The sequence below is a fragment of the Sneathiella litorea genome, from assembly GCF_009882915.1.
Taxonomy (GTDB): Bacteria; Pseudomonadota; Alphaproteobacteria; order Sneathiellales; family Sneathiellaceae; genus Sneathiella; species Sneathiella litorea.
In genome coordinates this window covers 324,429-349,011 of record NZ_WTUW01000002.1, presented here as the reverse complement: position 1 = coordinate 349,011, position 24,583 = coordinate 324,429, and the positions used below count along the sequence as shown (strand labels likewise).

The 24,583-nt window shown below is 50.8% G+C and carries 28 protein-coding genes; 5 read left to right on the top strand and 23 right to left on the bottom strand.

What is annotated here, in order from left to right; translation table 11 throughout:
* Positions 1 to 79 precede the first annotated feature (79 nt).
* On the top strand, positions 80 to 286 hold the full coding sequence (locus GQE98_RS18415; protein ID WP_343044210.1) for an AsnC family transcriptional regulator: 207 nt from the start codon (positions 80 to 82) through the stop codon (positions 284 to 286).
* A 16-nt stretch (positions 287 to 302) separates the two neighbouring features.
* Here the strand turns inward: GQE98_RS18415 and GQE98_RS07905 are convergent, their stop codons facing one another.
* The 3 genes from GQE98_RS07905 to GQE98_RS07895 form a co-directional block, all read right to left on the bottom strand.
* A complete protein-coding gene (locus tag GQE98_RS07905) occupies positions 303 to 1,076 on the bottom strand; it encodes a crotonase/enoyl-CoA hydratase family protein (protein WP_161315129.1) in 774 nt (257 codons plus the stop codon).
* A 111-nt stretch (positions 1,077 to 1,187) separates the two neighbouring features.
* Complete coding sequence (locus GQE98_RS07900) at positions 1,188 to 1,388, bottom strand: hypothetical protein (protein WP_161315128.1); 201 nt, start codon at positions 1,386 to 1,388, stop codon at positions 1,188 to 1,190.
* A gap of 297 nt (positions 1,389 to 1,685) precedes the next feature.
* Positions 1,686 to 2,591, bottom strand: a complete 906-nt coding sequence (locus tag GQE98_RS07895; protein WP_161315127.1) for a LysR family transcriptional regulator — start codon at positions 2,589 to 2,591, stop codon at positions 1,686 to 1,688.
* Between the two features lie 191 nt (positions 2,592 to 2,782).
* On the opposite strand from GQE98_RS07895, the gene GQE98_RS07890 reads away from it, so the two are divergent.
* Positions 2,783 to 4,288 (top strand): aldehyde dehydrogenase, encoded by a 1,506-nt coding sequence (locus tag GQE98_RS07890; protein WP_161315126.1) that lies wholly within the window; start codon positions 2,783 to 2,785, stop codon positions 4,286 to 4,288.
* Between the two features lie 30 nt (positions 4,289 to 4,318).
* Positions 4,319 to 5,368, top strand: coding sequence for an alcohol dehydrogenase (locus GQE98_RS07885; RefSeq protein ID WP_161315125.1), 1,050 nt, complete (start codon positions 4,319 to 4,321; stop codon positions 5,366 to 5,368).
* Between the two features lie 71 nt (positions 5,369 to 5,439).
* Here the strand turns inward: GQE98_RS07885 and GQE98_RS07880 are convergent, their stop codons facing one another.
* The 14 genes from GQE98_RS07880 to GQE98_RS07815 form a co-directional block, all read right to left on the bottom strand.
* Positions 5,440 to 5,664: a hypothetical protein gene (locus GQE98_RS07880; RefSeq protein ID WP_161315124.1), complete on the bottom strand. Its 225-nt coding sequence runs from the start codon at positions 5,662 to 5,664 to the stop codon at positions 5,440 to 5,442.
* 99 nt (positions 5,665 to 5,763) lie between these two features.
* Positions 5,764 to 6,462, bottom strand: coding sequence for a TIGR02453 family protein (locus GQE98_RS07875; protein ID WP_202526153.1), 699 nt, complete (start codon positions 6,460 to 6,462; stop codon positions 5,764 to 5,766).
* A complete protein-coding gene (locus GQE98_RS18525) occupies positions 6,459 to 6,839 on the bottom strand; it encodes a hypothetical protein (protein ID WP_202526152.1) in 381 nt (126 codons plus the stop codon). The genes GQE98_RS07875 and GQE98_RS18525 overlap by 4 nt, the downstream gene beginning before the upstream one ends.
* 16 nt (positions 6,840 to 6,855) lie before the next feature.
* Entirely contained in the window at positions 6,856 to 8,058 is a 1,203-nt protein-coding gene (gene pcaF, locus GQE98_RS07865) for a 3-oxoadipyl-CoA thiolase (RefSeq protein ID WP_161315122.1), read from the bottom strand.
* Entirely contained in the window at positions 8,055 to 8,519 is a 465-nt protein-coding gene (paaI, locus tag GQE98_RS07860) for a hydroxyphenylacetyl-CoA thioesterase PaaI (protein WP_161315121.1), read from the bottom strand. The genes pcaF and paaI overlap by 4 nt, the downstream gene beginning before the upstream one ends.
* A gap of 1 nt (position 8,520) precedes the next feature.
* Positions 8,521 to 9,303, bottom strand: a complete 783-nt coding sequence (locus tag GQE98_RS07855) for an enoyl-CoA hydratase (RefSeq protein ID WP_161315120.1) — start codon at positions 9,301 to 9,303, stop codon at positions 8,521 to 8,523.
* A gap of 161 nt (positions 9,304 to 9,464) precedes the next feature.
* On the bottom strand, positions 9,465 to 10,496 hold the full coding sequence (locus GQE98_RS07850) for a GGDEF domain-containing protein (protein WP_343044209.1): 1,032 nt from the start codon (positions 10,494 to 10,496) through the stop codon (positions 9,465 to 9,467).
* Between the two features lie 187 nt (positions 10,497 to 10,683).
* Positions 10,684 to 11,385: an ABC transporter ATP-binding protein gene (locus GQE98_RS07845; protein ID WP_161315118.1), complete on the bottom strand. Its 702-nt coding sequence runs from the start codon at positions 11,383 to 11,385 to the stop codon at positions 10,684 to 10,686.
* A gap of 2 nt (positions 11,386 to 11,387) precedes the next feature.
* Positions 11,388 to 12,140 (bottom strand): ABC transporter ATP-binding protein, encoded by a 753-nt coding sequence (locus GQE98_RS07840; RefSeq protein ID WP_161315117.1) that lies wholly within the window; start codon positions 12,138 to 12,140, stop codon positions 11,388 to 11,390.
* Positions 12,137 to 13,129, bottom strand: coding sequence for a branched-chain amino acid ABC transporter permease (locus tag GQE98_RS07835; RefSeq protein WP_161315116.1), 993 nt, complete (start codon positions 13,127 to 13,129; stop codon positions 12,137 to 12,139). Before GQE98_RS07835 ends, GQE98_RS07840 begins: the two co-directional genes overlap by 4 nt.
* Positions 13,126 to 14,055 carry a branched-chain amino acid ABC transporter permease gene (locus GQE98_RS07830; RefSeq protein ID WP_161315115.1) on the bottom strand — a complete coding sequence of 310 codons (930 nt, stop codon included), beginning with the start codon at positions 14,053 to 14,055 and terminating at the stop codon, positions 13,126 to 13,128. The genes GQE98_RS07835 and GQE98_RS07830 overlap by 4 nt, the downstream gene beginning before the upstream one ends.
* Before the next feature lie 98 nt (positions 14,056 to 14,153).
* Complete coding sequence (locus GQE98_RS07825) at positions 14,154 to 15,287, bottom strand: ABC transporter substrate-binding protein (RefSeq protein ID WP_161316226.1); 1,134 nt, start codon at positions 15,285 to 15,287, stop codon at positions 14,154 to 14,156.
* 176 nt (positions 15,288 to 15,463) lie between these two features.
* The gene (locus GQE98_RS07820; protein ID WP_161315114.1) at positions 15,464 to 15,706 is read right to left on the bottom strand and encodes an Lrp/AsnC ligand binding domain-containing protein; all 243 of its coding nucleotides are present in this window, start codon (positions 15,704 to 15,706) and stop codon (positions 15,464 to 15,466) included.
* Positions 15,707 to 15,835: 129 nt separating this feature from the next.
* The gene (locus GQE98_RS07815) at positions 15,836 to 17,269 is read right to left on the bottom strand and encodes a DEAD/DEAH box helicase (RefSeq protein WP_161315113.1); all 1,434 of its coding nucleotides are present in this window, start codon (positions 17,267 to 17,269) and stop codon (positions 15,836 to 15,838) included.
* A gap of 244 nt (positions 17,270 to 17,513) precedes the next feature.
* On the opposite strand from GQE98_RS07815, the gene GQE98_RS07810 reads away from it, so the two are divergent.
* A complete protein-coding gene (locus GQE98_RS07810; RefSeq protein WP_161315112.1) occupies positions 17,514 to 18,221 on the top strand; it encodes an alpha/beta fold hydrolase in 708 nt (235 codons plus the stop codon).
* 8 nt (positions 18,222 to 18,229) lie between these two features.
* On the opposite strand, the gene parE is transcribed toward GQE98_RS07810, so the two are convergent.
* A complete protein-coding gene (gene parE, locus GQE98_RS07805) occupies positions 18,230 to 20,191 on the bottom strand; it encodes a DNA topoisomerase IV subunit B (protein WP_161315111.1) in 1,962 nt (653 codons plus the stop codon).
* Positions 20,192 to 20,308: 117 nt separating this feature from the next.
* On the opposite strand from parE, the gene GQE98_RS07800 reads away from it, so the two are divergent.
* Positions 20,309 to 20,683, top strand: a complete 375-nt coding sequence (locus GQE98_RS07800; protein ID WP_161315110.1) for an acyl-CoA thioesterase — start codon at positions 20,309 to 20,311, stop codon at positions 20,681 to 20,683.
* 95 nt (positions 20,684 to 20,778) lie between these two features.
* Here the strand turns inward: GQE98_RS07800 and glnA are convergent, their stop codons facing one another.
* From glnA to GQE98_RS07775, 5 genes are all read right to left on the bottom strand, one after another.
* Positions 20,779 to 22,182: a type I glutamate--ammonia ligase gene (gene glnA, locus GQE98_RS07795; protein ID WP_161315109.1), complete on the bottom strand. Its 1,404-nt coding sequence runs from the start codon at positions 22,180 to 22,182 to the stop codon at positions 20,779 to 20,781.
* A gap of 70 nt (positions 22,183 to 22,252) precedes the next feature.
* Positions 22,253 to 22,591: a P-II family nitrogen regulator gene (locus GQE98_RS07790; protein WP_161315108.1), complete on the bottom strand. Its 339-nt coding sequence runs from the start codon at positions 22,589 to 22,591 to the stop codon at positions 22,253 to 22,255.
* 197 nt (positions 22,592 to 22,788) lie between these two features.
* On the bottom strand, positions 22,789 to 23,097 hold the full coding sequence (locus tag GQE98_RS07785) for a DUF3253 domain-containing protein (RefSeq protein ID WP_161315107.1): 309 nt from the start codon (positions 23,095 to 23,097) through the stop codon (positions 22,789 to 22,791).
* An 84-nt stretch (positions 23,098 to 23,181) separates the two neighbouring features.
* On the bottom strand, positions 23,182 to 23,385 hold the full coding sequence (locus GQE98_RS07780; protein WP_161315106.1) for a SlyX family protein: 204 nt from the start codon (positions 23,383 to 23,385) through the stop codon (positions 23,182 to 23,184).
* A 7-nt stretch (positions 23,386 to 23,392) separates the two neighbouring features.
* Positions 23,393 to 24,562 (bottom strand): pyridoxal phosphate-dependent aminotransferase, encoded by a 1,170-nt coding sequence (locus GQE98_RS07775; RefSeq protein WP_202526151.1) that lies wholly within the window; start codon positions 24,560 to 24,562, stop codon positions 23,393 to 23,395.
* Positions 24,563 to 24,583: the final 21 nt, after the last annotated feature.

Sequence of the window (24,583 nt, the reverse complement as noted above, 5' to 3'; positions counted from 1 at the left end):
CTTCTTTTTCGCAGATATTATTTTCGAAATTTGTTTCCGGGACGCCTTATATTGGTGCAAAATGCGGTGCTAGGCACGAATTTCAGGAAAAAACTCTATAGATCACTTTGATCGTCAGATATTATCTGAACTACAAATTGATTCCGGCAAGCCTATTTTGGTGATAGCGGAGCGGGTTAATCTCTCACTTTCTGCTTATCATCGCATTCAACTTGACTGTCTGTCCAAGCTACCACATGTCGCGAGTATGCGATCTATCTTTGCCCTTCGCGCTATTAAGCTGTGAAAGGTTATCCTGTCACTTAGGGTTTTTTGAATTGGCCATGCCGGCCTTCACCTGACGCAAAGCGGGCTGCGCCGAGTTGGGCTTCTTTCTGTTTGGCTTCCTCCGCCGCGACCATTTCGAAATGGATGGCTTCCGCGTCGGTTTTTCCTTCCTGTGCATATACACTCTCGCGGTCTGACAGCATTGCAATTTGTGGAAATCCAGCGATCTGAAGGGCGAGTTCTTCTGCAGCAGCGCGTGCGGTGCCGGTGGGCACAACACGGGTTACCAATCCCATGGAAAGAGCTTCTTCAGCAGGAACCGGGCGTCCGGTCAACATCATGTCCAGTGCACGGCCTTGTCCGATAACGCGGGGGAGGCGGACGGTCGTTCCATCACTCATCGGGACGCCCCATCGGCGGCAAAAAATTCCAAAAACCGCTGTGTCTTCAGCAATGCGAATATCACAGAATAGGGCAAGGCCCATACCTCCAGCGCAAGCATGACCGGCCACGGCAGCAATTACCGGCTTGGACAATGGCGCATGAAAAGGGCCTTCCGGATGGCCCGCCCACGCCTTGTAGTCGACGCGTGTTGCCGTTTCCTTCAGATCCGCCCCGGCGCAAAAGGCACCCCCCGCGCCGGTTACCACCGCCACCCTTTGGCTATCATATGCATCGAAAGCTTGAAATGCTTGTGCCAGCAAATCAGACGTTTCCTGATCCAGAGCATTTCGAACCTCGGGCCGGTTGATAATGATAGTAGTTACGGGGCCATTTGTTTCCGTTATTATTTTTGGCTCTTTAGTCATTTTTTTCTCTTTATTATTTTTATTATTGGGAATTCGCGGGAGCGCGCAAAGGTTATTGCCTTGGTACGACAATAGCGCCGTCCGAGTTTGGTTGCTGAAGACCGGAACCTATTAGTTCAGGCGCTTAGTAACAAAGCCTTTTTCACGTGGATACTTCTCCATAATGCAATGCTCCGCCTCTCGAGAGTTGTCTGCCTCGATAGCGAAACGACAAGGCGTTGCCCAGCGCATCGATATATGGGGATGTTCCTGATTGTTCTTAAGCGCTTCGCGCGCTTCGCTGTGATAAACGGAAAAAACGTAAGTACTCATGAGTTGCTCTAATCTTTTATAACAGGTCGAAACCCAACTCCGTCAGGGATTTTGTTGGCAATGGCATCCCCGACTGGCTGCCTAGTTTGGTCATTGCTCTATTATATTATATGTTTGCTAATCTTATGAATAGCATAATTGCGTCACTTTTTGCCGGATTTTCAGCGTTTGAGGGGGAGATAAGGCATTTAGCAGCATTAAATTTCACGCCGAATTTATAAAAACTGGTGCCGCCCGAGCGCGAAATCTTTAATTTCTTACGAATAGGTTGCTTGCAACCTTCCGCAAAGGAGGGAGCTACCTTTGATACTCTCTGATGACGTCGAGTGCGTGGTCGACAAGCTTTTCCGTCACTGGATTATAGGGAGTTGTGGGGTAAGAGGCCGTGAACTTAAGTTTAGTCGGGCGCCATTCACAGGCGATTTCCTGTAAAGTTCCGCTTTTAAGTTCCGGCTGGACAAACTTGCGCGGTAATGTCGCGATACCAATTCCATCAATTGCCATTTTAAGAATTGCCGCCAGGGAGCTGGAGGGGAAAATCCGCGCCGGGAAGTCCGCCCCTTTACGCAGTTGCCGGGTAAGATCTGCAAAGAGCCGCGTATTTCGGGCAAAGGTTATTAATGGATTTTCGGCAAGTTCATTAAGGGAAAGGATCCGCCCGGTATTGACGTTAAGTGAGGGCGCTGCGACCCAGATAAGCTCGAACTCAATCAAGTCATGATTCTCAATCTGGAAGTCAGATATTGGACCCATCAAAAAAGCGAAATCGAGTGATTTTTCGGTAAGTTCCTTGCTGAGATAGATCGTGTTGTCGATCACGATGTCCAATTCGATAGCGGGATAGTTCCGGTTCAGGCTTGAAATATATGTCGGTAGCCAAGTATGGACAATCACTTCAGATACACCCAGACGCAATACGCCCGCAAACTCCTCGGAATTGCCGATCCGATCAACGAGTTGCGCTGACGTGCGCAGAAGCTTTTCCGCATAGGGGAGAAGCTCCAGACCTTTGGCGGTCAAACGGATGAGGCTTGTATCGCGTTCGAATAGCCGGACACCCAACGTTTCTTCAAGTCGGGCCACACGGGCTGAGATTGCCGGTTGTGTGGTGTTCATTTTCGCGGCAGTTTTACGAAAGCTACGTAAAGAGGCAACCCATAGGAACGTCTGAAGCTGGGTCAGATTGATATTTCCCGGCACCATATTTTTTCCTAATGAGAGTAATTGGTTCAAGTAAAGTACTTTATACAATAGGCTAATTCTCATGTCAGGTGCATTTGGATAAAAATTTACCCGTTGAGAAAACAAACCCTTTCGTGACGGCAGGGCATTAGGTATGCTGCTTGCCAGCATTATTTCATGTCCGACATCAATAAAATCAAAGAGGAAAAAGTATGTCCGCAGCATCTGCCCCTACACGTGAAGACTGGCAAAAACTGGAAAGCCAGATTTCAATCCGCAATAAGGCCTTTATCAATGGTCAATATGTTGACGCCGCCTCCGGAAAAACCTTCGATTGCGTCAGCCCCGTTGATGGCCGCGTTCTTACACAAGTTGCTTCCTGTGATGTTGAGGACGTGAACCGGGCTGTGGCAGCTGCACGTGCAGCTTTTGAGTCCGGCGCTTGGTCCCGCGCCGCGCCGGCAAAGCGCAAAGCCGTCTTGCAAAAATTTGCCGGTCTGATCATGAAGAACAAGGATGAACTGGCACTGCTGGAATGCCTTGATATGGGCAAACCTGTTAAATGGGCGGGAGCCGTTGATATTCCGGGTTCTGCAGGTAGTATTTCCTGGTATGCAGAGGCGATTGACAAAGTCTATGATGAAATTGCCCCAACAGATCGTCGCCGCTCCATTGCCATGATCACCCGCGAGCCAATTGGTGTTGTGGCCTGCGTCGTTCCCTGGAATTTCCCGCTGTTGATGGGTGCCTGGAAATTCGCGCCGGCGCTTGCGGCGGGTAACAGCGTTATCGTGAAGCCGGCTGAACAGTCGCCGCTTACCGCGTTGCGTGTTGCTGAACTCGCGATTGAGGCCGGTATTCCGGAAGGCGTCTTCAATGTCCTTCCCGGTTTCGGGGAAACTGCAGGTCAAGCTCTGGGCCGGCATATGGACGTGGATGCGCTGGCCTTCACTGGCTCGACCGAAGTTGGCAAGCTGTTCATGCGTTATTCTGGAGAGAGCAATCTGAAGGCTGTCGGTCTTGAGTGCGGTGGTAAAAGCCCGAGCCTTGTGATGGCGGATGCTGATCTTGATCTCGCAGCGAAGAAAATCGCCATGGGCGTCTTCTTTAACCAGGGTGAAGTTTGTACCGCAGCGTCTCGCGTGATAGTGCAAGACAGCATCAAGGACGAACTGGTTGAGAAAATTGCCGGCGTCGCGGCGACCTTGCAGCCAGGCGATCCTTTGGAAGCGAAAACAGTTATTGGTGCCATGGTGGATAAAGCCCAAACAGAGCGTGTCATGGGCTACATCAATAAAGGCCAGGAAGAAGGCGCAAAACTGCATTTTGGTGGTAAGCAGGTGATGCAGGAAACTGGCGGCTTTTATATCGAGCCAACCATTTTTGACAATGTCTCCAATGATATGACGATCGCCCAAGAGGAAATTTTTGGCCCGGTTGTCAGCACGATCACCTTCAAGGACATGGAAGAGGGGGTCAAGATTGCCAACGATACCATCTATGGCCTGGCGGCGTCAGTCTGGACACGGGATATTTCCAAGGCGCATCAGCTTGCGCAATCACTCCGCGCCGGCACAGTCTGGGTCAACACCTATGATGATGTCGATATGTCCACGCCATTTGGGGGCTATAAGCAGTCTGGTAATGGTCGGGACCGGTCCCTTCATGCTCTCGAAAAATATACTCAGCTGAAAACGACATGGATCAACATCGCGTGATCTTTGAGTATAGGAAAATGGGAGTGAATAATGAAAAGTTATCAATTTGAGGAATATGGAGCCCCGCTGGTGGAAAACACCAGCGAGGCGCCAACCGCGAGCGGTGATGAAGTGCTAATGGATGTCACTGCCTGCGGTGTCTGCCATAGCGACATTCATATTTGGGAAGGTCATTTTGATCTTGGCAATGGAAAGAAACTCGATATTCGGGGCGGGCGGGATTTGCCGCATACCCTTGGTCATGAAATCGTTGGGACTGTCACAGCCGTCGGCGAGAATGTCACCGACGTGAAGGTTGGCGACAAGCGGGTAGTCTATCCCTGGATCGGGTGCGGAGAATGCGCGATCTGTAAATCGGGAGAGGAACAGCTCTGCAATCGCCCGCGTCAGCTCGGCGTTGATGTTCCTGGTGGCTATTCGGATACCTTGCTGGTGCCTCATTCAAGGTATCTTCTGGACTATGGCAACTTGTCGAAAGAGCTGGCCTGCACCTATACCTGTTCCGGACTCACGGCCTATAGCGCTCTCCAAAAGGTTAAGTCACGCGCCGATGGCGGAAAACTCCTGATCATCGGGGCGGGCGGTGTTGGTTTGGCTGCGATGGCTATTGCCAAGTCCGTGACGGATGCCGAAATCTATGTTGCCGATATCGATCCCGAAAAACGGGAAGCCGGAATAAAAGCAGGCGCCGTTGACGCGATTGATCCTTCTGACCCAGCGGCGTTTAAGAGCTTTATGGGAATGACCGGCGGCGGCGTGAATGCGACCATTGATTTCGTCGGAGCGGAAAGTAGTGCGGCCTTCGGTGTGAAAGTACTCGCTAAAGGTGGCAAGCTGGTGATCGTGGGTCTCTTCGGCGGTGGCTTTACCTTGCCTCTTCCCATGTTCCCGATCAAGGCGATCTCGGTTGAGGGAAGCTATGTTGGAAACCTTCAGGAAATGCGGGAGTTAATGGAGCTTGCCAGAGCCGGCAAGCTTAACGAACTTTCCATCACACCGCGCCCGATGAAGGAGGCCTATAACACCCTTGAAGATCTTCGCGCCGGCAAGATCGTTGGCCGGGTGGTGCTGCAAAGCTGACAGCTATTACATATAAACAGAAAAGGCGGCATTTTAAGTGCCGCCTTTTTTACTTCCTGTCGCAAAAGCGTTTAATGTATAGGGCCCGCGGTTTCCATGTCGATGAGTTCATTCACGACGCGCATCAGTTCGATACAGGCAAAAAGATCTTCTTCAGACTGTTCATTCTGGCGCAATGCTTCCGCTTCGGCGCATAGCATTTCAATGGCGTTTTCTCCCTGATGGACAATCAGGTTATGGGCCGTGCTGTAGAGATCGATTGTCGTATCCGGGTTTAGTTCAATGGTATTCATCATGGCCGTAATCCTCAAGCGGTGCCGGTTTGTTATCTTGATCCCAATTTTAGTTAAATTGTCTTAAAGGATGGTTAACAGCTACAGTGCCCAAAACTGCAGCTAGAATGGAAGGTCAACGGCATTGGTCAGGAAGCGCATGAATGGTGTCGCTTTTTGAAATGCGTCCTCCACTTCGTCGATGAAATCGGGTTTCGTAATCCCTTCGACGGTTAGCAGCGGCTTCATTACGAAGAGGGTTTTACGTCGCAGATCCTCGATTTCAGGATGATCAATGGGAAAGCCCTTCGGTGCGCGTTTAAGGCCGTCCCCCCTTATTCCATCAGGAAAGGTTTTGCGGAAATCGGGATCGTTCTTAATGGCGTTCCAGTCCGCGCTTTTCTCGTCAATAGCATGGCGGATTTTTGTGAGGATGGGAGCAGGAGGGAGATAGATTCCGCCGCCAAAGCGCACGCCATCAAGGGCAAGATGGACATAGAAACCCGGCGCATGAGCATCTCTGCCTGCCTGATGGCGAAATTGGCACGCGGCATGTTCCTTATAAGGTTTTGGATCTCGGGAGAACCGCACGTCGCGGTAAATCCTGAACATGGAGCCGCCGTTTGGGCGCGGGTCGGCGATATATGTCGGTGCAATGGCTTCGAGCCGCGGGGCTATTGCTTCAATAAAATCGCACATTGGATAGACGACCACGTCTTTATAACGCTGTTTGTTTCGTCCGAACCAGTCGCGATTATTATTCTCAATCAGCTCAGCATAAAAACGCAAAAACTCTTTTGGAAAACCCTGAAATCCCGTCACCACACTGTCCGTTTTATATTCTTCTGGGGGGCAATGGCCCGTTTTTCTGTGTCGGGTGACAGCGCGACCGATCCGGGTCCGCATATATTATTATCGGCGTTATAGCCGACAACCATCGCCCGGGTGGTCGTGCTGAAGGGGTAATTATCCCTGAGATCTTGTTCTTTGAAAAAGGGGATCTTCGCCAGATTCTCAAGGAATTTTAGTTCATCGGGATGAACACCGACGGCATTGAACCGCTTCCGAAAGAACGGAACATTCTGGTAGGCATGCGTCAAACTCCATTTGAGCCAATCCAGCTGCAGCGCCGAGATTTCATCCTTGCTGGCAATCTCGATCGGATCAAGCTCGTCCCTCGACGGTGGGTTCAGACGCATGCCGCCCTCATAGTCTTCAGACTCTCTCGATGACAGTGGCGATCCCTTGGCCAACACCGATGCACATGGTGCAAAGCGCATAGCGTCCGCCGGTGCGGTGCAGCTGATACATTGCCGTTGTCAGCAGTCGTGCACCGGACATGCCGAGTGGATGGCCAAGCGCTATCGCGCCGCCCAGCGGATTAACGCGGGGGTCATCATCTTTCAGGCCCAGCTCGCGCATGACGGCGAGGCCCTGTGCGGCAAAAGCCTCGTTGAGTTCAATCACATCCATGTCATCCATGGTGAGCCCGAGACGAGACAGCAGCTTCTGACTGGCCGGGGCAGGGCCGATCCCCATGATCCGCGGAGGTACGCCGGCTGTGGCTGCGCCCAGAATACGGGCCTTCGCTGTCAGGCCATATTCCTCTATGGCCTCATCGGAGGCGAGCAGGATGGCGCAGGCGCCATCATTGACACCGGAAGCATTGCCCGCGGTGACGGAGCCGCCTGCCCGGAACGGAGCCTTAAGGCCCGCGAGTTTTTCGATGCTCGTTGCGCGGGGATGTTCGTCCTTGTCGACAATGATCGGGTCGCCCTTGCGCTGCGGAATTTGGACCGGAATGATCTCATCGTTAAAGGAACCATTCGCCTTTGCCGCCGCTGCCTTTTCCTGACTGCGGAGTGCAAACAGATCCTGATCCTCGCGCCGGATCTGATAATCCTCCGCGACATTTTCTGCCGTTTCGGGCATGGAATCGATGCCGTACTGATCCTTCATCTTCTTGTTGACGAAGCGCCAGCCGATAGTGGTATCGAAAATTTCGGCATTGCGCGAGAAAGGCGTCGTTGCCTTGCCCATGACAAACGGTGCACGGCTCATGCTTTCTACGCCGCCGGAAATGCCTAGATTAGCTTCGCCGGTCATAATCTGGCGGGCGATCGTTGCCGTGGCGTCCATGCCGGAGCCGCAGAGGCGGTTGATTGTGGCGCCACCGACACTTTCTGGCAGGCCTGCGAGCAGGGCGCTCATCCGGGCAACATTGCGGTTATCTTCGCCGGCCTGATTGGCATTGCCGTATATGACATCATCGACCTTTTCCCAATTGACGGAGGGATTACGATCCATCAATGCCTTGATTGGAATGGCGCCGAGATCGTCTGTACGCACAGCGGACAAGCTGCCGCCATAGCGTCCAATCGGTGTCCGAATTGCGTCACAGATATAAGCGTTCTTCATTTTTCTTTTCTTTCATTAAGTCCCGGGATCATCTGTCCCTTGATGGTATGTGAATTGCCGCGAAAAAGGGCGACGGTTTTTCCGCTCTTATCTTGAACGGTAATATCATACAGGCCCGTCCGATCGGTTCTTGTCATTTCAACTGCGGTGGCAGTCAAAAAGGCATTCTCCGGAACAGCCTGAATAAAGTTGATCTGGGCCGCCTGCGCGACTGTGTTCTGATTATAACTATTGCAGGCATAGGCGAAAGCGGTATCAGCAAGTGTAAAAACATAGCCGCCATGGCAGATACGATGACCATTTAACATGTAATCCAGAACCCGCATGGTCATGACAGCACGGCCGGGGCCGATTTCTTTCAAGGCAATACCGAGATGTTGTGCCGCAGTATCCTTGCGGTACATGGTTTCCCCAACCGTTCTTGCGATACCCTCAGCGCTGACGCTCTCGTTCCCGGACATGTTATCGGCCTTTAAAATTTGCTTTCCGCTTGCCAAGAAAAGCAGAGACACCTTCTATAAAGTCTTCCGTTCCGCTTGCCTTCTGCTGAAGATCCCTTTCCACTTTTAACTGGGTTTCCAGGTCATTTCCAAGGCTGGCATTCATCGCCTGCTTGATGTAGGCATAGCCCTTTGTCGGGCCCGATGACAACTTCGCTGCGAGGGCCTCTGCAGCGGGCATCAGGTCGTTATCTTCATATGTTTTCCAGATCAGCCCCATTTTTTCAGCTTCTTCTGCGGGAAGCTTGTCACCTAGCATGGCAAGGCCCATGGCTTTACCGGACCCGACCAGGCGCGGCAGAAAGTAGGTGCTGCCCGCATCAGGCACCAGCCCGATATGACAGAAGGCCTGAAGGAAGTATGCGGATTTTGCCGCAAGAACTATATCACAGGCGAGGGCGAGGCTCATACTCGCGCCAGCAGCAATGCCATTAACAGCCGCAATGACCGGTTTATCGAGCGTTCGGACAAACAGGATCAATGGATTATAGTTTTTTTCCAGCGTATCCCCGGCATCAAGGACACCCCCGGAAGCGCTGCTTGAGGAAAGATCTGCTCCTGCCCCAAAGGCTCGGCCTTCACCGGTAATCAGTATCGCACGGACATCATCGCCCTTGAGCACGGGCATGATAGAACGAAGTTCTTCATGCATTTCATCACTGAAGGAATTGAGTTTGTCAGGCCGGTTCAGCGTTATTTTGGCAACGCCTTCCTGTATATCCAGTTTAATGGTCGCGAATGTCATTGTTCCCACGCTTCATTGTTATTTTGAGGGGTTTTATCGGACAAGATTAATCGAATAGCAATGGAGAGAACAGGATTTTCTCTCGCATTTGAAAATTAGGCGACAAGAGAATTTACACCGTTACACCTTTGCCGCAGATGTGTTTGGTTTAGGATTGTTTATTATAAATTGATGCTGGATTGAAGATGTTTTACACAGTTTCGTCCAGAATTTTTCGCAATATAGAGCGCTTGGTCAGCGCGGTTGATAAAGGCGGTTGGACCTTCCGAAAGTGCATACGCGGTAACACCGAATGACATGGTGATTTTCCCGACGTCCTTTTTTGTCGATCTTTGAATCAATCGTTTTGCCGCTATGGCCATTCGCAGGTCGTTTGCGAGATTGACAGCATCAGCAAGGTCGGTTGCGGGAAGGATAACACTAAACTCCTCCCCACCGTATCTTGCGGCTAATGCATTCTTTTCAATGCCCTTTGCCAAAGTAGAGGCAACAAGCTTGATAACCTGATCCCCAAATGTATGACCGTGGAGGTCGTTGAATTGTTTGAAATGATCGATATCTGCCATCAAAAGGCACAGGGACGATTGGTTTTCACGCGCAGTCGCTATTTCTTTGGATAATACTGCGTCAAAACTTTTCCGGTTTGGAATGCCGGTCAGGGCATCGGTGTAGGCTTCTCTTTGCACATATTGGAGCCGTCGTTTTAGTTCCGCTATTTCGCGCGATGCACCATCAAGACCTTTATGGAGGGAGGAGGTGTTATCCGACATCGAATTCGTCTGGGAGACAATTTCACTGATAATATCCTGCAGATCCTGCCCGTTCATTCCTTCGGCTTTGAGCGCAAAATCATTTAGCTGTTTACCGTAGGAAGAAAAATCCGCTGTTGTTCTTTTCAGATCGCCCATCACATTGTCCATTGACTTCTGGACCATATGATTAGTTTCCTGGACAACCTGTCCTTCTTTATCACGGGTAAAGAACAGCTTGAAAAGTTCAACCCCCATGTTTTCGGAATATTTGCCGTTCTTTGCCAGAAGTTGATTGAGCGCCCGAGTTAGATCCGGATTAGTTTCCTGTAAATATTCAAACCAAATAGCATAGTTATGCGGCGTCGGTTGAATTCCCTGTTCTTCGATCAAGGCCAATGTCTTTTTGGCTATGACACGTACATTCCGATAACTCTCAATCACTGCCAAAGCATCTAGCCTCCATATTTAATTATGGGTATTCTCAGGAATGGTCATTTGTCAGTATAAAATAATATGGGCGATGTATAATTAAAAAAAATATTCGGAAATGCAAATATAATAGATGGAAAGCGTGAAAATTTTCTAAATAAGTGCGTTTAATATTTATAAATACAATTATTAATTGCGTCTATATGCCCAGATACTGTTGTTTCGCTGTATCGTCTTCCAGCAAGTTGCGGGAAGTTCCCTCCCAGACGACTGTCCCTTTTTCAATGATATAATGTCGGTCCGCAATATCAGTGAGAGCCTGAATATTCTTGTCTATCACCAGAATTGATTGCCCTTCTTCTTTCAGATTTCGAAGACAGCGCCATATTTCCTGGCGTATAAGAGGGGCGAGCCCTTCCGTCGCTTCATCGAGCAATAATAGATCCGGGTTTGTCATCAGGGCCCGGGCAATAGCAAGCATTTGCTGTTCGCCGCCGGAAATTTTATTTCCCATGCTGTTTTTTCGTTCGCTGAGCTTGGGAAACAGCTCCCAGATTGATTTAAGGTTCCAACGCTCATTGCCATTGGGACCGGCGTTGGCTGTCGCTACAAGATTTTCTTCAACACTCAAATTTGGGGAGATCAGGCGACCTTCAGGCACCAAGCCAATTCCCAGGCGCGCAATTCGATAAGGCGACAGGGAGGTGATATCCTTGCTCTTGAACTGGATGCTACCCTGTCGGGCCGGCACAAGGCCCATAATCGAGCGAATAGTCGTTGTCTTGCCCATGCCATTTCGGCCCATCAGGGTCACAACCTCACCCTCTTTCACGGTCAGGGACATGTTGAACAGCACCTGACTCTGGCCATAAAAGCTGTCTATGGCGTTTACTTGCAACATAATTACGCTTCCTCACCAAGATAGGCCTGCCGGACGTCATCGTTATTGCGGATTTCGTCCGGGGTCCCTGTCGCAATAGCCCGACCATAGACCAACACGCTAATCCGGTCGGCCAGACTGAATACGGCATCCATATCATGTTCAACCAGTAATATCGTATGGCGGGATTTCAGCTCAATCAGGCGCTCAACCAAACGCTCGCTATCTTCTTTGGACATGCCCGCCATTGGTTCATCAAGTAACAGAAGCTTGGGCTTCGTTGCGAGGGCAACGGCAATTTCAAGCTGCCGCTGTTCCCCGTGGCTGAGATTGGCAGCCGCCGTATCAGCGCGCTGCTCGAGCCCTATTCGCCGTAGGATATCCAATGCAGGATCGGTTAGATTCTTATCTTTATTGACCTTTTTCCAAAAACGAAAGGAATGTCCATTATGGGCTTGAACTGCGAGGCACACATTTTCAAGAACCGTAAATTCCTGAAAGAGGGAGGTAATCTGAAACGAACGCGCAAGTCCAATATGGGAGCGGCCCGGTTCTGAAAGGCGTTTCAGGTTTTGACCGGCGAAGGTGATTTTACCGCTGTCGGATGGAATTTCACCGGTGAGCTGCTTGATCAAAGTTGTCTTGCCGGCACCATTCGGGCCGATAATGGCGTGGAGTTCCCCCTCTCGTACCGAAAGAGAAAGGTCGTCGGTTGCGAGAAGACCGCCATAGCGCTTTACAAGTTTTTCAACACTGAGAAGGTCTTGTTCAGTCATGATCCTTTCCTTGCTCCGGGAAGAAAGCTGTCTACGCCATTTCGCGCATACAGCACTACCAGGATCAGGAGAGGACCAAAAATCAGCTGCCAATATTCACCGACATGAAGACCGCCAATGGTCAGCGGGATAGAGGAGAGGAGTTCTTCCAGCATCAAGAAAGCGAGCGCGCCATAGAGAGGGCCAAACAGGCTTGCCATCCCACCCAGCAGGATCATGATGATTAGGTCACCCGAACGTGTCCAATGCATCATGTCTGGACTTACAAAGTCATTCAGGTTGGCCATGAGAAAGCCAGCGTATCCGGCAATTGTTCCTGCAATCACAAAGGCTGTAAGGCGGTATTTATAGGGAGAAAATCCAATTGCGCGCATGCGCGCCTCGTTCGATTTAGACCCGCGGATAACATTACCAAAGGCCGAACCAATCAGCCGGTGCATCAAAAACAATACCAAAAGCAGGGAGACGAAAATCAGGTAGTACAGGCTTTTCTCGTCATTTAGATCGATCAGGCCCAGCATGTCACTCCGTGAATAGATGCTGAGCCCGTCATCTGCACCATAGGTTTCAACGCCGACCGCGCTGAAATAAAGCATCTGCGAGAATGCCATGGTGATCATGATAAAATAGACGCCCCGTGTGCGGAGACTGATTGCGCCAATTGTCAACGCGACTACAGCTGATACCAGCAGTGCGAAAGCAAGCTGTATATATCCGTTCATCATCCAGTCAACGCCGTCCTCAAAGGCATGAAACGTCCCAATGCCAACCACATAGGCACCAACGCCAACAAAAGCCGCGTGTCCGAAACTGACCATGCCGCCATAACCAATAAGCAGATTGAGGCTTAAGGCAGCAATGGCAAGAATAAGGATGCGGGCAACCAGTCCTGTGTAAAAACTGTCGCCCACCCAGTCGGTGAAGAAGGGCAGGAGGGCCAGAAAGGCAAGAAGGGCGGTGTTTATTAACTGTCGGGAGGAAAGGGTCATTGGCCAACTCCCTTGGGTGGAAACAGTCCCTGCGGTTTGATTGCGAGGACGAGGGCCATCAGAAGATAGATCATCATGGAGGATATGGCCGGAGCCGCCGTTGCTGCGGTTTGGGAGGGTAAAATCAAATCAAGTATCTCCGGCAGGAAGGAGCGGCCGACGGTATCAATCAATCCGATCAGGATAGCTGCGATAAAGGCACCTTTGATAGACCCAATCCCGCCAATCACAATGACAACAAGTGTCAGGATCAAAATGCTTTCGCCCATTCCGATTTCTACCGACAGAATGGGGCCGGCCATGAGACCCGCAAGGCCGGCAAGGGCGGCGCCAAGGCCGAACACAAGTGTGAAAAGAAGGCGGATATTTATGCCTAGTGCCCCGATCATATCGCGGTTACTGGCGCCCGCGCGGATCAGCATGCCGAGCTTGGTTCGGGAGACAATGAAGTAAAGAAGACCGGCAACGAGAAACCCGGTTATAATGATCGCCAGCCGAAAGGCAGGGTAGGGAACGCCGGGAATAATCTCCACCGTCTGGTTAAGAAAATCAGGGAGCGGGATAGCCAGTCCAATCGGGCCCCAAATTAGCCGCGTTGCTTCATTGAAAAACAGGATCAAGCCGAAGGTTGCCATCACTTGATCCAGATGGTCGCGGGCATAGAGTGTTCGAAGCGCGACAATCTCGACGACGACGCCAAGAATAAAGACAGCCGGCAGGGTAAGAAGGGCACCGATCAGAAAGGACCCGGTCCAGCCTGTAAAAGTGGCGCAGAAATAGGCCCCCATCATATAGAGGGAGCCATGCGCGAGATTGACCATATCCATGATACCGAAGACGAGTGTGAGGCCCGCTGCCAATAAAAACAACAACAGGCCCAGCTGGAAGCCGTTTAGTATCTGTTCCAGCAGAAGTAACCAGTTCATCAATATGCCTTTTTTCTAACGTATTGTTTTTAATCAAAAAAAGAGCGCAATCATGTCTGAGCTGCACTCTTTTTTCAACCCGGTAAGTAGCAAAATATTTATTCCATCTTGCATTCTTTGGCATATGTATCCTGATGATCCTCATAGACTGTAGAAACAATTTTTGTCGTATATTGTCCCTCATCATCCTTGACGACCTGACGCAGGTAAAAATTCTGGATGGGGATATTGTTATTCCCGAACTTCAGCTTCCCGCGGACACTTTCAAACTCTGCGGCCTTCAGTGCAGCGCGAACTGCGTCCCGATCGCTGAGATCGCCCTTAACCTTTTCGACGGCACTATTGATTAGCATAATGGAGTCATAGGACTGGGCTGCATAATGGCTTGGATAATGGCCATATTTTGCTTTGAAATCACCTACAAATCTTTTGTTCGCGGGGGTGTCGAGATCAGGTGACCAGAACATGGTCATCAGGCTGCCTTCCGCCTGCTCGCCTACGCGTGGCAGGCTGATAGAGTCGATTGTGAATGTTGTGTAGAGCGGGACCGAAGTGGCCAGATCGGCCTGAGCATACTGCGCCATGAACTGCGCACCATGTTTGCCTGGATAAAAGACAAAAAGAGCGTCCGGCTTGGCGGCACGAACCTTGGCTAATTCAGCCGAGAAATCAAGCTGGGCCGGGAATTTTGTCATGTCCTTGCCGACAATCTCACCCTGGAAGGTTCTCTCGACGCCCGTCACCATGTTCTTGCCCGCTGCATAGTTGGGAGCCATGATATAGAGTTTCTTGATCCCGCGTTGATTCAGGACTTCACCCATTGCCATCGGAGTCTGATCATTCTGCCAGGAAGTAGAAAATACATCCTCATGGCATAGCTTGCCGGCGAGTGCGCTCGGTCCGGCGTTGGAGCTAATAAGGAATGTCCCGCTATTCACAGCGCTCTTGTAAGAGGCCATAAGAACATGGCTCCAGATATAGCCTGCAATAAAATCGACCTTATCTTTCTTGATGAGCTTGTCGGTTTTTTGTTTGCCAATTTCAGGCTTGAAGCCATCATCTTCATAAATGATCTCGATATCGCGTTCTCCCATCTTGCCGCCAAGATGGATAACCGCGAGGTCGACTGCTTCGCGCATATCTTTGCCGATAGCGCCGGCACCGGTGGTCAAGGTGGTCACAAATCCGATTTTGACGGCATCTGCGGCGCTTGCCCAAGTAGGCGCAGCCATTAAGGCGGCTGCGGAAATCAGGCTGATTATTTTCTTGTTCACAATGAAGTCTCCCTGTGCTGTCTCTAAAACGGGTGTCCCGCTCTGCTCCCTAAAGCGGCTTCTAGATTAAGGAATTTTAAGGCGCACGCAAAGGAAGTTTTTTTAATTGCCTCGTCTTAGCATCGGTGAAAAGGCTAGTTAAAGGCCTTAAAGGTGATCATGGTGAAGGTGTCTTTTATGCCAGGCAGGGTCTGGATATGTTCATTGACGAAATGGCCGATATCCTGATCGTCATCAAGATAGCATTTCATCATCAGGTCGTACTTCCCGGAAATGGAGTAGACCTCCGATACCTGCTCAACATTTTCAACAGCTTCCGCGGCAACATCATATGCCTTGCCGAGTTCGCATTTGACCATGATAAAAATTGTTTTCAAAAGAAACCACCTTTCTCGCGTACTCACTGCTCAAATCTGGGTATCTCAGCTTCGTTAAATACTACTAATACCGCGGGCTTAAGGAAACAAAAAAGGCTTCTAAAAAAGAAGCCCAATCTGAAGTCTGTATTATTTTCCTGCTGACTTTCGAAGCGGAATTTTGAAGAAAGCAGGAATATTTTCACCAAGGCCAATGACGGGTGTATCCGGTTCATCATTTGCGTGATGCGAACGGGAAGATCTGTCGTTATTGCCTTTTTCCGCGTTCTTTTCGTATTTCTTGGACGGCCTGCTGGATTGTTTCTTTTCATCCGGTGCCGTTTCCTTTTGTGCGGATTTGGCAGATGATGCGCCTTCATCACTCCGCCGCTGTCCTCTCCTTGGACCGCGGCCGGGCTTTTTCTCGCGTTCAGATATCGCGGCGCCTTCCTTGACAACTTCCTCCATCCCCTCAAGGGTGATTATCGGAAGTTCTCTGCCAACGAGTTTCTGGATGCCATCCAGATATTTTGTTTCGCTTTTCGTGACGATTGTGTAGGCGTGGCCTTCCTGACCAGCGCGCCCCGTTCTCCCGATGCGATGAATATAATCTTCAGAATGGGTTGGAACGTCAAAGTTGAACACATGGCTGACGGAACTGACATCAATTCCGCGGGCAGCAACATCAGAGCAAACGAGCAATTTAATCTCGCCGCTTTTGAACTTATCGAGGGTTTCCATGCGATGGCTCTGGCTCATATCACCATGAAGCCCGCCGGCGTTAAAGCCATGCTTTGTCAGGGAACCCAGAAGAATATCGACATCTTTTTTGCGGTTGCAGAAAATGAAGGCGTTTTTCACTTTTTCCTGTTGAAGGAGCTTGCGCAAGGCGGGCCGCTTTTCCGATTTTTGCACCATTAGCAGGCCTTGCGTAACGGTTGCGGCCGTTGAGGTTGGCAGGGAAACTGCAACTTCTTTGGGGTTGAGCAGGAACATATCCGCCAGTTTCCGCATTTCCTTGGACATAGTGGCCGAGAAAAAGAGTGTCTGGCGGAGTGGGGGCAACAGAGAGACAATTCGCTCGACATCCGGGATGAAACCCATGTCCATCATTCGATCGGCTTCGTCGATCACCAAGGTCTTTACCCCATTCAACAGGACCTTGCCGCGTTCCACATGATCAAGCAGACGACCGGGTGTTGCGATGAGTACATCAACGCCTTTATCCAGCTTCGCATCTTGATCCGAAAAGGACATGCCGCCAATCAGGAGCGCCATGGAAAGCTTGCTGTATTTGCCGTAATTTTCAAAGTTATCGGCAACCTGGGCGGCTAGTTCCCGCGTAGGCTCCAGAATCAGGGAGCGGGGCATTCTTGCCTTCGCCTGTCCCGAAGCGAGAATATCAATCATCGGCAGGGTGAAACTCGCTGTCTTGCCGGTGCCCGTTTGCGCGGTGCCCAGAACATCACGCCCCATCAATACGTAGGGAATGGCTTTTTCCTGGATAGGTGTTGGGCTTTCGTAACCGGTTTCCTCAACCGCTTTTAACACTTCGGGGCTAAGGCCGAGATCTGCAAATTTCATATAAAGAGAACTACCGTTCGTAAAAAAATAAAATCATCTTAAAACTGTGCGCAATCTAGTGAATTAGCACATTCTGTCAAATGTTTCCTGCGATTTGCCCAGTAAAACCGGGCTACGACATGAGTTTTACACTAAATTTGCTGTATTTTAAAGTTAACGGTTCTCAAGCCGATTCCTTAACTGTAAAAGAAAGTTAGAGCCGAAAAGCGATAACGTCCCTCAAATTACACCAAATTGCCTAAAAATGACAGAAAAACATTCACTTGTTCTTGTTCCCGGCCTGCTATGTACGTCAGATTTATGGCGAGACCAGATTACAGCACTTTCAGACATCGCGAATATTATCGTTGGGGATCATACGCAGGATGATAATATGTCGGCTATTGCTGAACGGATACTGGCAAATGCACCGGAGCGGTTTGCCCTCGCGGGCCTATCAATGGGCGGTTACATCGTCCTCGAAATGATGCGCCAGGCACCAGAACGGATTACCCATCTTGCCATCATGGATTCGCGCGCAGTTGCCGATACGCCGGAAGATTATCAGAGGCGCCTTGATTTTATCAAGCTGGTGGAACAGGGATCGGCTTTCAAGGGCGTGACCCGGAGCCTTTTGCCGACACTAATTCATAAATCGCGTCTGAATGATGAGGACCTTGTCAGCCGTATCTTCAAGATGGCGGAAGATATCGGCAAGGAGGCTTTTCTCCGTCAGGAGAGGGCATTGCTTGATCGTCCGGTCCTAACCGGCATGCTGAGAACGATTTCCTGTCCGACGCTGGTTCTTGCTGGAGCGGATGACAAATTGATCCCGCCGAAGATTCAACGGGACATGGCGATCGAAATTCCGACTGCGCAATATGTGGAAATCCCCAATTGCGGCCATCTACCAACGATGGAAGAGCCAGAACTCACCAGCAAGTATATGCGCCACTGGCTTGCACGGAGTTAAATTAGAGACTAGACGTCCAGATCCTCGACATAGCGGGCGTTTTCCTGGATGAAGGAAAAGCGTAGTTCCGGGCGTTTACCCATCAGGCTTTCGACCCGATCCGCGGTTTCGCCAAATTCCTCCATCGGGACATCGACTTTAAGAAGGACCCTTTTTGCGGGGTTCATCGTTGTGTCCTTCAGCTGTGCCGGCGGCATTTCGCCGAGGCCCTTAAAGCGGCTAATATCAACTTTGCCGCGACCACTGAATTCGGATTCCATAAGCTTGTCCTTATGGGTGTCATCCATGGCATAGAAGGTTTTCCCGCCTTGCGTGAGACGATAGAGCGGTGGTTGCGCCAAATATAAATGGCCCTCAGTAATGAGCTGGCGCATCTCACGATAGAAGAACGTCATGAGCAGGGAGGCGATATGGGCCCCGTCAACATCCGCATCGGTCATGATGATGACTTTGTCGTAACGCAGATCCTCGCTCCGATATTTCTCACGCAGGCCACAACCAAGAGCCTGAACCAGATCCCGTAATTCCAGGTTGGCCTTAATCTTGTCATTGGTTGCAGAGGCGACATTAAGGATTTTGCCGCGAAGTGGCAGGATTGCTTGCGTCTTTCGGTCGCGCCCCTGTTTAGCAGAACCACCGGCGCTATCACCCTCAACGATAAAGATTTCTGTGCCGTCGCGCCCGCTCTTGCTGCAGTCGGCAAGCTTGCCGGGCAGGCGGAGACGGCTGGTCGCCGTTTTTCGGCTGGTTTCCTTTTCCTGTCGGCGACGTAGCCGTTCCTCGGATTTTTCCACGATCCAGGCGAGAAGGTTGTTCGCCTGATCCGGCGCGGCTGCAAGCCAGTTATCAAAGTGATCCTTGATGGCGAGGTCAACGAGGCGGCTTGCCTCTGTGGTGGTCAGCTTTTCCTTTGTCTGTCCCTGAAACTGCGGGTCTGGGATAAAAACGGAGAGGACAGCCGTCGCACCGGAGAGGATATCCTCCGCCGTAATCTGCGCGGCCTTCTTGTTATTGATCAACTCCCCATAGGCCTTGAGGCCACGCAGAAGTGCCCCGCGAAAACCGAGTTCATGGGTGCCGCCTTCCGGCGTTGGAACGGTATTACAATAAGAGTTGAGGAAGGTCATATTCGTCAGCGGCCACGCTATCGCCCATTCAACTCGACCCCGATCATTGTCCATCTCTACGCGTCCCGCAAAAGGTTCCTGCGTTACGGACTTGATACCGTCGAGGGAGGCATTCAGAAAATCGCGTAATCCTCCCGGGAAATGCAGCGTTGCTTCTATGGGGGTCTCATCCTTGATCAGCTCCTCTGCGCATTTCCAGCGGATTTCCACCCCGCGAAAAAGATAAGCCTTCGATCGGACCATTTTATAGAGCTTCGCGGGACGAAGAGCAGTGCCGGTCTCGAATATTTCTGGATCAGGGTGAAACTGAACCGAGGTGCCGCGTCGATTCGGCGCCGCTCCCACCTTTTCAAGAGCAGTCTGTGGAAAGCCTTTCGAGAATTCCTGCCGCCAGAGTTCCTTGTCACGGGCAACTTCCACTATCATACGGTCAGACAAGGCGTTCACAACAGAAATGCCGACGCCGTGCAAACCACCCGCTGTGTGATAGACCTTGTTAGAAAACTTGCCGCCCGAATGGAGCGTTGTCAGGATAACCTCTAGCGCTGACTTGTCCTTGAACTTGGGATGACGGTCGATTGGAATGCCGCGCCCATTATCGCGAATGGCAAGCGAGCCATCGGCGAATAGCTCGACTTCAATGCGGGATGCGTGACCCGCCACGGCCTCATCCATTGAATTGTCCAGGACCTCAGCGGCAAGATGGTGTCGAGCCCTCTCATCCGTGCCGCCAATGTACATGCCCGGCCGCAGCCGAACGGGCTCCAGCCCTTCAAGGACTTCAATATCTTTGGCGGAATAATCTGTGCTATCGGATTTGGGTTGCTGAAAAAGATCGGACATTTAGGCAATTCACTGACTGATTTTGTATCATTATGTTTGGTAAAATATGTTCGCCCAACGGGCTGAAACTGTATAAGTTATACTCTTAATTCATAGTGATAAGGAAGACTAAAGATAATGACCAGCGAATTCCGTGATCCCGTAATCCGCACCGCGCCTATGCCCAGTGATTGTAACAACAATGGCGACATTTTTGGCGGCTGGGTATTGTCCCAAATGGACATGGCAGGCGGCATTCTTGCGGCGCGGCGGGCAAACGGGCGCACCGTAACCGTTGCTGTTGAGGCGATGACCTTCCATCAGCCCATCAAGGTCGGCGATGTTGTCAGTATTTATGGTGAGATCGAGCGGGTAGGGCGAACGTCTGTTGCGGTGAAGTTAACGACTATTGTCACGCGTAAGCTGGACCCTGAGGAGATAAAAGTCACGGAAGGCATTTATGTCTTTGTTGCCATTGATGACAATGGAAAACCGCGACCGGTTGACGCGTAACTCTGAAGTAGGCGCTATTTCAAAACTTCAATAATAACGGAATAAAAAAAGGCTGCCGATTTACCGGCAGCCTTTTTCTTAAGTAGGTGTCACGCTTAGACGCTGTAGTACATATCGAATTCGACCGGATGCGGTGCATGTTCGAATTTGAAGACGTCTTCCCATTTCATCGCGATATATCCGTCAAGCATATCGTCAGTAAAGACGCCGCCTTTTTTCAGGAATTCACGATCTGCATCAAGTGCTTCAAGCGCTTCACGGAGGGAACCGCAGACTGTGGGGATGTCTTTAAGCTCTTCCGGCGGAAGATCGTAAAGGTCCTTGTCCATGGCATCGCCTGGGTGGATCTTGTTCTGGATGCCGTCAAGTCCCGCCATCATCATCGCGGCGAAGGCGAGGTATGGGTTGGCCGTGCAGTCCGGGAAGCGGACTTCGACGCGCTTGCCGTTCGGGCTTGGGGAGTAAGGGATGCGGCAGGAAGCTGAGCGGTTGCGCGCAGAGTAGGCGAGCAGGACCGGGGCTTCAAATCCGGGGATCAAGCGCTTGTAGGAGTTTGTGCTTGCATTCGTGAAAGCATTGATGGCCTTCGCGTGTTTAATGATGCCGCCAATATAATAGAGAGCCGTTTCTGAAAGATCAGCGTAGCTTGAACCAGCAAATGCTGGTTTTCCGGCTTTCCAAATGGACATATGCGTATGCATACCAGAGCCGTTGTCACCCGAGACTGGTTTCGGCATGAAGGTCGCTGTCTTGCCATAGGCATGGGCAATATTGTGAACAACATACTTCTGTTTCTGCATTTCGTCCGCCGCCTTAACCATGGTGGTGAACTTCATGCCAAGTTCATGCTGGCTCGGGGCAACTTCATGGTGATGCTTTTCAACTGAAAGGCCGATTTCCTTACAAACGGAGACCATCTCGCTTCGGATGTCTGCGCCGCTATCAATGGGCTGAACAGGAAAATAACCGCCCTTGACGCGCGGACGGTGACCGGAGTTACCGCCTTCAATTTCTGCGCCGGACATATTCGGTGCTTCCACATCGCCAAGCTTGTAGAAGGTATGGTGGCTGTCGTTCGCAAATTCTACGTTATCAAACATGAAGAATTCAGCTTCCGGACCGAAGTAGGCGGTATCGCCAATGCCCGTGCTGGCGAGATAGGCTTCTGCCTTCTTGGCAACGGATCGTGGATCGCGCTCATAGCTTTCGCCTGAAAGCGGATCGAGAATATCGCAGAAGACAATCAGTGTAGGTCGCGCCGCAAAGGGATCCATAACAGCAGAGGTAGCATCGGGCATCAGAGTCATATCTGATTCATTGATGGCTTTCCACCCTGTGATAGACGACCCATCGAACATTACGCCATCTTCGAACATATCTTCATCGACTACATCTACATGCATGGCAAGATGCTGCCATTTACCTTTCGGGTCGGTAAATCGAAGATCTACATATTCGACTTCATTTTCCTTGATCATTTTAAGAACATCTTCGGCCATTTTTACGTCTCTCTGTATAACTATTCAGGTGTCAATTTCAGGCGCCGTCCCACGTTGGGTAGCGCAATATTCAGATCGCTTCGGAGCCTTTTTCGCCCGTCCGGATACGAATTACTTCTTCAACGGTGGAAACAAAGATCTTTCCATCTCCAATCCGTCCGGTTCTGGCCGCCTGTTGAATGGCTTCCAGTGCTCGTTCAACCAGGGAATCTTCCAGAACAATCTCAATTTTTACCTTGGGCAGAAAGTCTACTACATACTCTGCCCCGCGATAGAGTTCTGTATGGCCTTTTTGTCGGCCAAAGCCTTTGGCTTCCGTAACGGTAATTCCCTGAAGCCCGACTTCGTGAAGGGCTTCTTTCACTTCATCCAGCTTGAACGGCTTGATAATCGCTTCGATTTTTTTCATAAGTCTGATCTCATACTTTTCATGTCACTTCGACCAAGGTTTATTTCTTCCCCATGTATAGCATGAGGCGTGCCAGTTTTGTGCGGTTAAATTGACGCACTGAAGACTCCCTGAAAACTGCGATTTTCTGTGGCAGGGAGTCGCTGGCATAAAGAATGATCAAAAAATAGGCGATTAAAAAATATGCAAACGATTAATTATTGGTCAGAGGCAGCTTTGCGCAATTTATAGAGCCCCTTGAAGTCGTTCGGGTCGGCAATTTCCCCTTTTCGGATGATCAACAGGCGACCTTCGCGCGCGAGGTGGATGGCCTGCTGTCGTACGACAGTCATATACTTTCGCCAGACATCCTTAGGTGCGGAAGGTTTTGCGCGATCATTGGCGATGGCCTGTGCAATCTCCTGGGGGGCAACATCCCGACCGGAAGCCACAGCGCGAAGAATATAGTCAACCACCGGGTCGTCCTCAGCCTTCGTATTTTCGCCGTTATTCGTATCGTCGGTCATTTTGTCACCTGAGTATAGATAAAACGCGGTTCTATAGGCGATAGGGCGAAATTGCAAGGGGCGGTTTATTCCTGTACAGGCAGCTTAATAGTGCGGTGGTTTTTCGTTTCCTGGCGACGCGGGGAGGGTGTCCTCCAACGTGACGATCCGCTCATGAGTATGGGAGAGTTTACGTTTGAGTTGCTCGATTTCCTGCCATTGCCGATTGACGATATCACTTAATTCGCTAATCGCCTGCTCTTGTTCCATAAATCTAAGTTCCAAATCGGTAAGGCGTTTGTCATCCATGTTAAAATCAAAGCCCTTTCAGAAATTCATCAAAGCGGTCCATTGCACGCTCAATATTTTCGATTGAATTGGCATATGAAAAACGCACATAGCCTTCGCCATGCGCCCCGAAACTGGTGCCCGCAATAACTGCAACGCCCTTTTCGGAGAGAAGCCTGTCCTGCATTTCCTTCGCGGTAAGGCCTGTGCCCGAGATATTGGGGAAGGCATAAAAGGCACCTTTCGGCATTACGCAACTCACTCCCGGTGCGGTATTCAGGCGTTCGTGGATGAGCTTGCGGCGTGCGTCGAACGCCTCCATCATCATATCAACGGGCCCTTGATCGCCTTTCAGGGCTTCAATCCCCGCAAACTGTGCTGCAGCATTCACGCAGGAATGAAAATTGACGCAGAGTCGTTGCGCATGGGGAACGAGCTCCTCTGGCCAGAGGCCCCAGCCCATCCGCCAACCGGTCATCGCATAGGTTTTTGACCAACCATCGAGAATGATCAGCCGCTCCCGTAACTCGGGGAAGTTCAGCATGCTGAAATGCCCTTCGCCATCGTATGTCATCCGGCTGTATATTTCATCAGATAAAACGTAGACATCGGGGAAGTTCCTGAGTCCTTTCGCGAGCTTTTCAAGCTCCGCCGAAGGGACCACGCCGCCGGTTGGGTTGGCGGGCGTGTTGAGGATAATCAGTTTTGTCTTGTCCGTTATTTTTGAGAGCACCGTTTCCGCCTCAAAAGAAAAGCCATTCTCCTCGATCAGCGGAATCGGAACGGGCGTCGCGCCGGTATAGCGGATCATGCTTTCATATATCGGGAAGCCGGGATTGGGATACATGATCTCGGTGCCATCCTCCCCGAACATTTCGATCGCAAAGGCCATGGTCACCTTGCCCCCCGGGACCACAATAATATGATCGGGATTGACCGTAACATTCCGGTATTTAGCGATGTCTTCCGCGACGGCCTCACGCAGTTCAGGAATGCCGTTTGCCGCCGTATAGCCATGCTGACCGTCCCGAAGGGCCTGGACGGCCGCCTCGACAATGTTGTCCGGCGTCGGAAAGTCCGGCTGCCCGATACCGAGATTGATGATATCCATGCCGTCCGCGGCCAGTGCATTGGCCCGTGCCAGCACATCGAAGGCGGTTTCTGTTCCAAGGCGCGACATTTTTGCTGAAATACCCATTGGCTTCCCTTTGGTTCTTCT

Excerpts from the sequence above, each read along its gene's own strand:
- GQE98_RS07845 (WP_161315118.1), bottom strand. The coding sequence starts at position 11,385 with ATGTTGCAAGTAAACGCCATAGACAGCTTTTATGGCCAGAGTCAGGTG.
- GQE98_RS18525 (WP_202526152.1), bottom strand. The coding sequence starts at position 6,839 with ATGCGTCTGAACCCACCGTCGAGGGACGAGCTTGATCCGATCGAGATT.
- GQE98_RS07885 (WP_161315125.1), top strand. The coding sequence starts at position 4,319 with ATGAAAAGTTATCAATTTGAGGAATATGGAGCCCCGCTGGTGGAAAAC.
- GQE98_RS07890 (WP_161315126.1), top strand. The coding sequence starts at position 2,783 with ATGTCCGCAGCATCTGCCCCTACACGTGAAGACTGGCAAAAACTGGAA.
- GQE98_RS07900 (WP_161315128.1), bottom strand. The coding sequence starts at position 1,388 with ATGAGTACTTACGTTTTTTCCGTTTATCACAGCGAAGCGCGCGAAGCG.
- GQE98_RS07855 (WP_161315120.1), bottom strand. The coding sequence starts at position 9,303 with ATGACATTCGCGACCATTAAACTGGATATACAGGAAGGCGTTGCCAAA.
- GQE98_RS07840 (WP_161315117.1), bottom strand. The coding sequence starts at position 12,140 with ATGACTGAACAAGACCTTCTCAGTGTTGAAAAACTTGTAAAGCGCTAT.
- GQE98_RS07800 (WP_161315110.1), top strand. The coding sequence starts at position 20,309 with ATGACCAGCGAATTCCGTGATCCCGTAATCCGCACCGCGCCTATGCCC.
- GQE98_RS07790 (WP_161315108.1), bottom strand. The coding sequence starts at position 22,591 with ATGAAAAAAATCGAAGCGATTATCAAGCCGTTCAAGCTGGATGAAGTG.
- GQE98_RS07785 (WP_161315107.1), bottom strand. The coding sequence starts at position 23,097 with ATGACCGACGATACGAATAACGGCGAAAATACGAAGGCTGAGGACGAC.
- paaI (WP_161315121.1), bottom strand. The coding sequence starts at position 8,519 with ATGTCCGGGAACGAGAGCGTCAGCGCTGAGGGTATCGCAAGAACGGTT.
- glnA (WP_161315109.1), bottom strand. The coding sequence starts at position 22,182 with ATGGCCGAAGATGTTCTTAAAATGATCAAGGAAAATGAAGTCGAATAT.
- GQE98_RS07895 (WP_161315127.1), bottom strand. The coding sequence starts at position 2,591 with ATGGTGCCGGGAAATATCAATCTGACCCAGCTTCAGACGTTCCTATGG.
- GQE98_RS07810 (WP_161315112.1), top strand. The coding sequence starts at position 17,514 with ATGACAGAAAAACATTCACTTGTTCTTGTTCCCGGCCTGCTATGTACG.
- GQE98_RS07880 (WP_161315124.1), bottom strand. The coding sequence starts at position 5,664 with ATGATGAATACCATTGAACTAAACCCGGATACGACAATCGATCTCTAC.
- GQE98_RS07830 (WP_161315115.1), bottom strand. The coding sequence starts at position 14,055 with ATGAACTGGTTACTTCTGCTGGAACAGATACTAAACGGCTTCCAGCTG.
- GQE98_RS07815 (WP_161315113.1), bottom strand. The coding sequence starts at position 17,269 with ATGAAATTTGCAGATCTCGGCCTTAGCCCCGAAGTGTTAAAAGCGGTT.
- GQE98_RS07905 (WP_161315129.1), bottom strand. The coding sequence starts at position 1,076 with ATGACTAAAGAGCCAAAAATAATAACGGAAACAAATGGCCCCGTAACT.
- GQE98_RS07825 (WP_161316226.1), bottom strand. The coding sequence starts at position 15,287 with ATGGCTGCGCCTACTTGGGCAAGCGCCGCAGATGCCGTCAAAATCGGA.
- GQE98_RS07835 (WP_161315116.1), bottom strand. The coding sequence starts at position 13,129 with ATGACCCTTTCCTCCCGACAGTTAATAAACACCGCCCTTCTTGCCTTT.
- pcaF (WP_161315122.1), bottom strand. The coding sequence starts at position 8,058 with ATGAAGAACGCTTATATCTGTGACGCAATTCGGACACCGATTGGACGC.
- parE (WP_161315111.1), bottom strand. The coding sequence starts at position 20,191 with ATGTCCGATCTTTTTCAGCAACCCAAATCCGATAGCACAGATTATTCC.
- GQE98_RS07775 (WP_202526151.1), bottom strand. The coding sequence starts at position 24,562 with ATGGGTATTTCAGCAAAAATGTCGCGCCTTGGAACAGAAACCGCCTTC.
- GQE98_RS07780 (WP_161315106.1), bottom strand. The coding sequence starts at position 23,385 with ATGGATGACAAACGCCTTACCGATTTGGAACTTAGATTTATGGAACAA.